4 protein-coding genes are annotated in these 6,961 nt (G+C 72.8%); all 4 read right to left on the bottom strand.

All coding sequences use genetic code 11. The features are described from left to right. Window positions 1–393: 393 nt before the first annotated feature. Complete coding sequence (locus ACPCUX_RS17515) at window positions 394–1,398, bottom strand: polyprenyl synthetase family protein (protein WP_034652106.1); 1,005 nt, start codon at window positions 1,396–1,398, stop codon at window positions 394–396. A 65-nt stretch (window positions 1,399–1,463) separates the two neighbouring features. Beyond that, window positions 1,464–3,245, bottom strand: a complete 1,782-nt coding sequence (nuoN, locus tag ACPCUX_RS17510) for an NADH-quinone oxidoreductase subunit NuoN (RefSeq protein WP_423389272.1) — start codon at window positions 3,243–3,245, stop codon at window positions 1,464–1,466. Next, complete coding sequence (locus tag ACPCUX_RS17505) at window positions 3,242–4,912, bottom strand: NADH-quinone oxidoreductase subunit M (protein WP_423389271.1); 1,671 nt, start codon at window positions 4,910–4,912, stop codon at window positions 3,242–3,244. Before ACPCUX_RS17505 ends, nuoN begins: the two co-directional genes overlap by 4 nt. 13 nt (window positions 4,913–4,925) lie before the next feature. Beyond that, window positions 4,926–6,956, bottom strand: a complete 2,031-nt coding sequence (nuoL, locus tag ACPCUX_RS17500; protein ID WP_249356048.1) for an NADH-quinone oxidoreductase subunit L — start codon at window positions 6,954–6,956, stop codon at window positions 4,926–4,928. Window positions 6,957–6,961: the final 5 nt, after the last annotated feature.

Raw genomic sequence — 6,961 nt, 5'->3', positions numbered from 1 at the left:
CCCCACCAGCGCCGTGGAGAACACCGACACGGTGCTCACCGACGCGACGGTACGGCGGTGCTCACGCAGGCGCGCCAGGAAACCCACAAGTCCTCCGAGGTGCCGGATCGGGAGGCGACCGGTCCCCTTCGCCGGCCCCCTCGATCTCGCACTTGCCGGGCGGCCCCACCGATCGCGCAACCGAGGATAACGGGACGGCGAGTGAGATCCGACACCCGTCCCATGGGGAGAACTCCCCTCTCAGGCCGCGCGCCCCGGGGCCACCGGCGCGGACCGCTGTCGGGCGTGCCGCTCCTGGCCGGGCCGGACGGGTGTCCCGGGCAACCGGCGCGGGCACCGGGACGGCCCCGTGCGCACGGCACCGGCGACCGGGAATTTCACCCCGTCGGCGGGTCAGGCGGCGCGGTCCGCCAGGGCCTCCGCGAAGGAGCGCAGCGCGTCGCTCACCGGCCCGGGGGGCAGCGTGTCGAGCTCGTCCACGGCGGAGCGGGCCCACCGGACGGCGAGGGCGCGCGTCTCGGCGAGCACCTCGTGGCGGCGCAGCGCCGCGACGGCCGCCGCGAGCGCGGCGTCGTCGGTCAGGTCGGAGTCGAGGAGCTCGACGAGCGCCGCGTCGTCCTCCGTCGCCGTCCCCTGCGCGATACGCGCGCGCAGCAGGAGGACCGGCATCGTGGGGACCTTCTCGCGGAGGTCGGTGCCGGGCGTCTTGCCCGACTCGTCGCCCGAGGACGCGAGGTCCAGGACGTCGTCGGCGAGCTGGAAGGCGACCCCCAGCCGCTCGCCGTACGCCGCGACCGTCTCGACGACGTCGGCCGGGCAGCCGGCGAACATCGCGCCGAGCCGTGCGGACGTCGACAGGAGCGACGCCGTCTTGTCCGCGAGGACCTCGAGGTAGTGCTCGACGGGGTCGTCGCCCTCGCCCGGCCCCGTGGTCTCGTGGAGCTGGCCGAGGCAGAGCCGCTCGAACGTGCGTGCCTGGATGAGCACGGCCTCCGGGCCGAGCGCCGCCACGGTCGACGCGGCGCGCGCGAAGAGCAGGTCGCCGACCATGATCGCGACGGAGTTGCCCCACACCGCGTGCGCGGACGGCGCCCCGCGCCGCACGGGCGCGGAGTCCATGACGTCGTCGTGGTAGAGCGACGCGAGGTGCGTGAGCTCGACGACGACGGCCGCCTCCGCGACCTCGGGGCGCGTCCCGTCCCCGAGCTCGGCCGCGAGCAGCGTGAGCAGGGGGCGCAGACGCTTGCCCCCGGCGTTCACGAGGTGCCGCGACGCCGAGTCCGCGAGCGGGTCGGCGTGCGCGACGGCGGCCCGGAGCCGGGTCTCGACCTCCGCCAGGCGCTCGGTGAGGGCGGCCGCGAGCTCGGGGTCCGAGATCGGGATCGCGGTGGTCGTCACGGGAGCGGTCCGCTCGCGCGGGCCGCGGGGCCCGGCGGGCGCGGAGGGGACGGGAGGCACGGAGGTCACGGGACGAACTTAACCGCCTCGGCCGCCAGATCGAGAACCGGGGAGGGGAACACACCGAGGAGGAGCACCCCGATCGCGCACACGGCGATCGCCACGGTCGTCGGTCCGGTCGACCGCACGACGGTCACGCCGGTGCCCTCGGAGGCCTCCGCGCCGCCGTCCGCGCCGTCGCGCACGCCGCCGGACGGCGCCGTGAAGAACATGAGCACGATGAGGCGGACGTAGAAGAACACCGCCACGGCCGAGGCGAGCACACCGACCACCGCGAGCACCCACGTGGAGCCGCCGCCCTGCCCGTCGGGGCCGGCGATCGCCGCGCCGAACGCGGTGAACTTCGCCACGAACCCGGCGGTCAGCGGGATGCCCGCCATGGAGAGCAGGAAGAGCGAGAACACGCCGGCGAGCCACGGGCTGCGGCGCCCCAGACCTGCCCACTGGGCGAGGTGCGTGGCCTCGCCGAGCACGGCGACGGGCTCCCGGGACGAGCCGTCCGTGACGTTGTCCGCCGCGTCCGAGCCGTCGGCTCCCCCGGCGCCCGCCCCGACGGTCGCGGGCACCCGTTCGCGGACGGGGGCCGTCTCGCGGACGAGCGTGACGACCGCGAAGGCGCCGACCGTCGCGAGGCCGTAGACGAGGAGGTAGAACACCGTCGCCCGCAGCGAGAGCTGGGAGAACCCCAGGACGCCGACGAGGATGAAGCCCGCGTGGGCGATCGACGAGTACGCGAGGAGCCGCTTGACGTCGGTCTGGACGGCACCGACGACGGTCCCGACGACCATGGTGAGCAGCGTGACGATCCACAGCGCGACGAACAGGTCCTCGCGCGTGGCCGGCGACGACTGCGCGAGGCCGAGGCTCACGACGTACAGCACGCGCAGGAGCGCGCCGAACGCCGCTGCCTTGGTGCACGCCGCCATGAAGCCGGTGATCGGCGTCGGGGCCCCCTGGTAGACGTCGGGGGTCCACGAGTGGAACGGCGCGGCGCCGATCTTGAACAGCAGCCCCGCAAGGATGAGCAGGGCACCGACGACGACCAGCCCGGGCATGCTCGCGAGCGGGCCCTCGGGCGTCGCGAGCGACCGGTACACCTCGACGAGGTCCACCGAGCCGGCGAACCCGTAGACGAGGGCGACGCCGAACACGAACAGCGCGGACGCGAACGCGCCGAGCAGGAAGTACTTGAACGACGCCTCCTGCGACAGCAGGCGGCGGCGCCGGGACATCGCGGACAGCACGTACAGCGGGAGCGAGAGCACCTCGAGCGCGACGAACATCACGAGGAGGTTGCCCGTGGCGGGGAAGATCATCATGCCGCCGACGGCGAACAGCACGAGCGGGTAGACCTCGGTCTGCTCCAGCCCCTTGCGCCGCGTGAGGTCCTCGTACGGCGAGCCGGGGACGGCGGCCGCGGACGGCGCGAACGCGTCCTGGCCGGTCGACGTCCGGTCGGCGATCACGAGGATCGCCAGGAACGCGAGCAGCACGACGATCCCCTGGATCGCGAGCCCGAAGGGGTCGATGACCATGGACCCGCCGAGCACCCGCACGCCGTAGGCGACGCCGTCGGTGCCCTGGACGGCGGGGTCGCGCCACAGCACGACGACGAGCGCGAGCGCCGCGGCGGTCGCGAGCAGGGCCAGCACGACCTGCACCGTGCGCCGGACGCGCGCCGGGACGAACGCCTCGACGAGCACGCCGACGACGCCGGCACCGAGCACGACGAGGACCGGGGCGAGGTACAGCCAGTCGACCGTGGGGGCCACGAAGGAGTCGTTCACGACTCGCTCCCTTCGTCGGAGCTACGAGTGACGGACGTGCCCTGGCTCGAGGAGGCGACCTGCTCGGTCCCCGCGGCGAACGGGTCGGAGCGCGGCGGGTCCTCGACGCCCGCGACCGCGAGGTCGGAGAGCGTCACCTCGGCGGGCTCGCGCACGAGGTCGAGCGCGGGCGCCGGGTAGAAGCCGAGGACCAGGAGGACGACGATCAGCGGCGCGACGACCCACTTCTCGCGCGCGCCCAGGTCGGGGAGCCGGTCGAGCCCTTCGCGGGTTCCGCCCGTGAAGATCCGCTGGTAGGTCAGCAGCACGTAGAGCGCGGCGAGCACGACGCCGAGCACCGCGACGAGCGCGGCCCACGGGCTGCGCGCGAACGTCCCGACGAGGACCATGATCTCGCTGACGAACGTCGACAGGCCGGGCAGCGACAGCGCGGACAGGCCCGCCACGAGGAACGTGCCCGCGAGCACCGGGACGACCTTCTGCAGGCCGCCGTAGTCCGCGATGCGCTGCGAGCGCTCCGGGTGCCGCGCGACGAGGAAGCCCGCGAGGAGGAACAGGGCCCCGGTCGAGATCCCGTGGTTGACCATGTAGAGCGACGAGCCGGACACGCTGAGCGACGTGAACGCGAAGATGCCGAGCACGATGAACCCGAAGTGCGACACCGACGTGTAGGCGATGAGCCGCATGAGGTCGCTCTGCCCGATCGCCATGAGCGCGCCGTACAGGATCGAGACCACGGCGAGCACGACGACGACGGGCGCCGCCCACCTGCTCGCGTTCGGGAACAGCGGCAGGCACAGCGTGAGCATCCCGAACGTGCCCACCTTGTCCAGGACGCCGACGAGCAGCGTGGACGTCCCGGCCGGCGCGTGCTGCGCCGCGTCGGGCAGCCAGGTGTGCACGGGGAAGAGCGGCGCCTTGATGGCGAACGCGAGGAAGAAGCCGAGGAACAGCAGCCGCTCGATCGTGACCGGCATCGGGTTCTCCGCGAAGTACCCGACGAGGTTCGTCGTGAGGAACGCGTCCTCGGGCCGCGCGCCCGTGGCCGGGTCGATCGGCACCTGGACGTAGAGCGCGATGACGGCCGCGAGCATGATGAGGCCGCCCGCGAGCGAGAACAGCAGGAACTTCACCGCGGCGTAGCGCCGCCGCGCCCCGACGCCGAACCCGCCGATCATGAAGTAGACCGGGATGAGCATGGCCTCGAACAGCACGTAGAAGAGGAACACGTCGCGCGCGACGAACACCGCGACCATGAACGCCTCGAGGAGCAGCACGAGCGCGAGGTAGTGGCGCAGGCGGCGGACGTCGCCGTCCTGCTCCTTCCACGCGGCGAGCACGACGAGCGGGACCAGCAGCACCGACAGCGCGACGAGCGCGAGCGCGACGCCGTCGGCGCCGACCGCGTAGCTCGCCCCGATCTGCGGGATCCAGCGGTACGTCTCGGCGAGCTGGTGGGTACCGGCCGCGGACGTGTCGAACGCGGTGAACGCGCCGACGAGCAGGCCGAGCTCGACGAGCGCCGCGCCGAGCGCGATGCCGCGCACGGCACGCAGCGCGCCCGCACCGACGCCGCGCGTGCGGGCCGCGGCCGTGAGCCACACCGCCGCGGCACCCACCAGGGGCCAGGCGATGAGCAGGGACAACCAGGGGACGGAGGTGGTCATGGGTGTCTCCCTCTCAGCTCGCGGAGCCGGTGGTCAGGGCGAGGACGACGGCGACGACGACCACGAGGCCGCCGAGCATCGTCGCGCCGTACGAGCGCACGTAGCCGTTCTGCCACCCGCGGAGCCACTCCCCCACCTTGCCGACGAGGCCGGCCAGGCCCATCCAGCCGCCGTCGACCATCTCCTTGTCGGCGTAGACGAGCGAGCGCGTGAGGTACTGGCCGGGACGCATGAACACCGTCTCGTTGACGTCGTCCTGGTACAGGTCACGGCGGGCCGCGCGCGTGAGCACGGAGCCGCGCGGGGCGCGGACCGGGACGCTCGACATCGCGTACTGGCGCCACGCGAGGGCGACGCCCGCGAGGACGAGCAGGAGCGTCAGGGCGATGAGCGACCAGACGGGCAGCACCGGCTCGTGGTGCTCGGCGTGCCCCGTGACGGGCTCGAGCCACGTGACGAAGCGCGAGCCCGCGGCGAGGATGCCGCCCAGGGCCACCGACCCGACGGCGAGGACGATCATCGGCCACGTCATGAGGCGCGGGGACTCGTGCGGGTGCTGGACGGGACCGTCCTGCGGGCCGAGGCCGTCCAGGGAGCCGCTGCCGTCGTTCCAGCGGCGGCGACCGGAGAACGTCATGAAGAACAGGCGCGACATGTAGAACGCCGTGATCCCCGCGCCGAGCAGCGCCACGCCGCCGAAGACCCACGCCCGCCACGGCTCGCCGTCGACGGGGACGAACGCGGCCTCGATGATCTTGTCCTTGCTCCAGAAGCCCGAGAACGGCGGGATCCCGAGGATCGCGAGCCAGCCCATCATGAAGGTGATCCACGTGACCTTCATGTACCGCGCGAGGCCGCCGAACCGGCGCATGTCGACCTGGTCGTCCATGCCGTGCATGACGGACCCCGCGCCGAGGAACATCCCGGCCTTGAAGAAGCCGTGCGTCACGAGGTGGAAGATCGCGAACGCGTAGCCGATCGGGCCGAGCCCCGCGGCGAGGATCATGTAGCCGATCTGCGACATGGTCGACGCGGCGAGCGCCTTCTTGATGTCGTCCTTCGCGCAGCCGACGATCGCCCCGAAGAGCAGCGTCACCGCACCCACGATCACCACGACGAGCTGCGCCGTCGGCGCGCCCTCGAAGATCGGCGCGGACCGGACGACGAGGTAGACGCCCGCCGTGACCATGGTGGCCGCGTGGATGAGGGCGGAGACCGGCGTCGGGCCGGCCATCGCGTCCCCGAGCCACGCCTGGAGCGGGAACTGCGCCGACTTGCCGCAGGCCGCGAGCAGGAGCGCGAGGCCCGTCGCCGTGAGCAGCGCGGTCGAGGCCTCCGGCACGCGGGCGAAGACCGTGCTGAAGTCGAGCGCGCCGAACGTCGCGAACATCAGCATCATCGCGACGATGAGGCCGATGTCGCCCACGCGGTTCATGACGAACGCCTTCTTCGCCGCGACCGCGTACGCCCGGTTGTGGTTCCAGAACCCGATGAGCAGGTACGACGCGAGGCCCACGCCCTCCCAGCCGACGAACAGCAGGAGGAACGAGTCGGCGAGGACGAGGACGAGCATCGCCGCGATGAACAGGTTGAGGTACGCGAAGAACCGGCGCCGGTCGCGGTCGTGCGCCATGTAGGCGACCGCGTACACGTGGATGAGCGTCCCGACGAACGTCACGAGGAGCACGAACGTCAGGGACAGCGGGTCGATCCGCAGCCCGACGGCGAGGTCGAGCCCGCCGGACGCGATCCAGTCGAACAGGCGGTAGTCCACGACGCGCTCGTCGACCGGAAGGCCGAGCATCGACACGAAGAGGACCAGGCCCACGACGAACGCCGCGGCGGACATGAGCACGCCGAACCAGGCGCCCCAGCGGTCGCTGCGGCGGCCCGCGAGCAGCAGGACGGCCGCCCCGACGAGCGGGAGCAGCACGAGCAGCGGTGCGGCGAGGAACGCGCCCGGGACCGTCTCGGTCGCGGGCACGACGTCGGTCGCGGTCAGCAGTCCGCCCGCCGACGGCAGGGCGGGAAGGAGCATCGTCATCGGTG

It is taken from the genome of Cellulosimicrobium sp. AB352 (assembly GCF_049538415.1).
GTDB classification, from domain to species: domain Bacteria; phylum Actinomycetota; class Actinomycetes; order Actinomycetales; family Cellulomonadaceae; genus Cellulosimicrobium; species Cellulosimicrobium funkei.
Note: the sequence above shows the minus strand (reverse complement) of the source record. Positions and strands in the feature narration are given on the sequence as shown.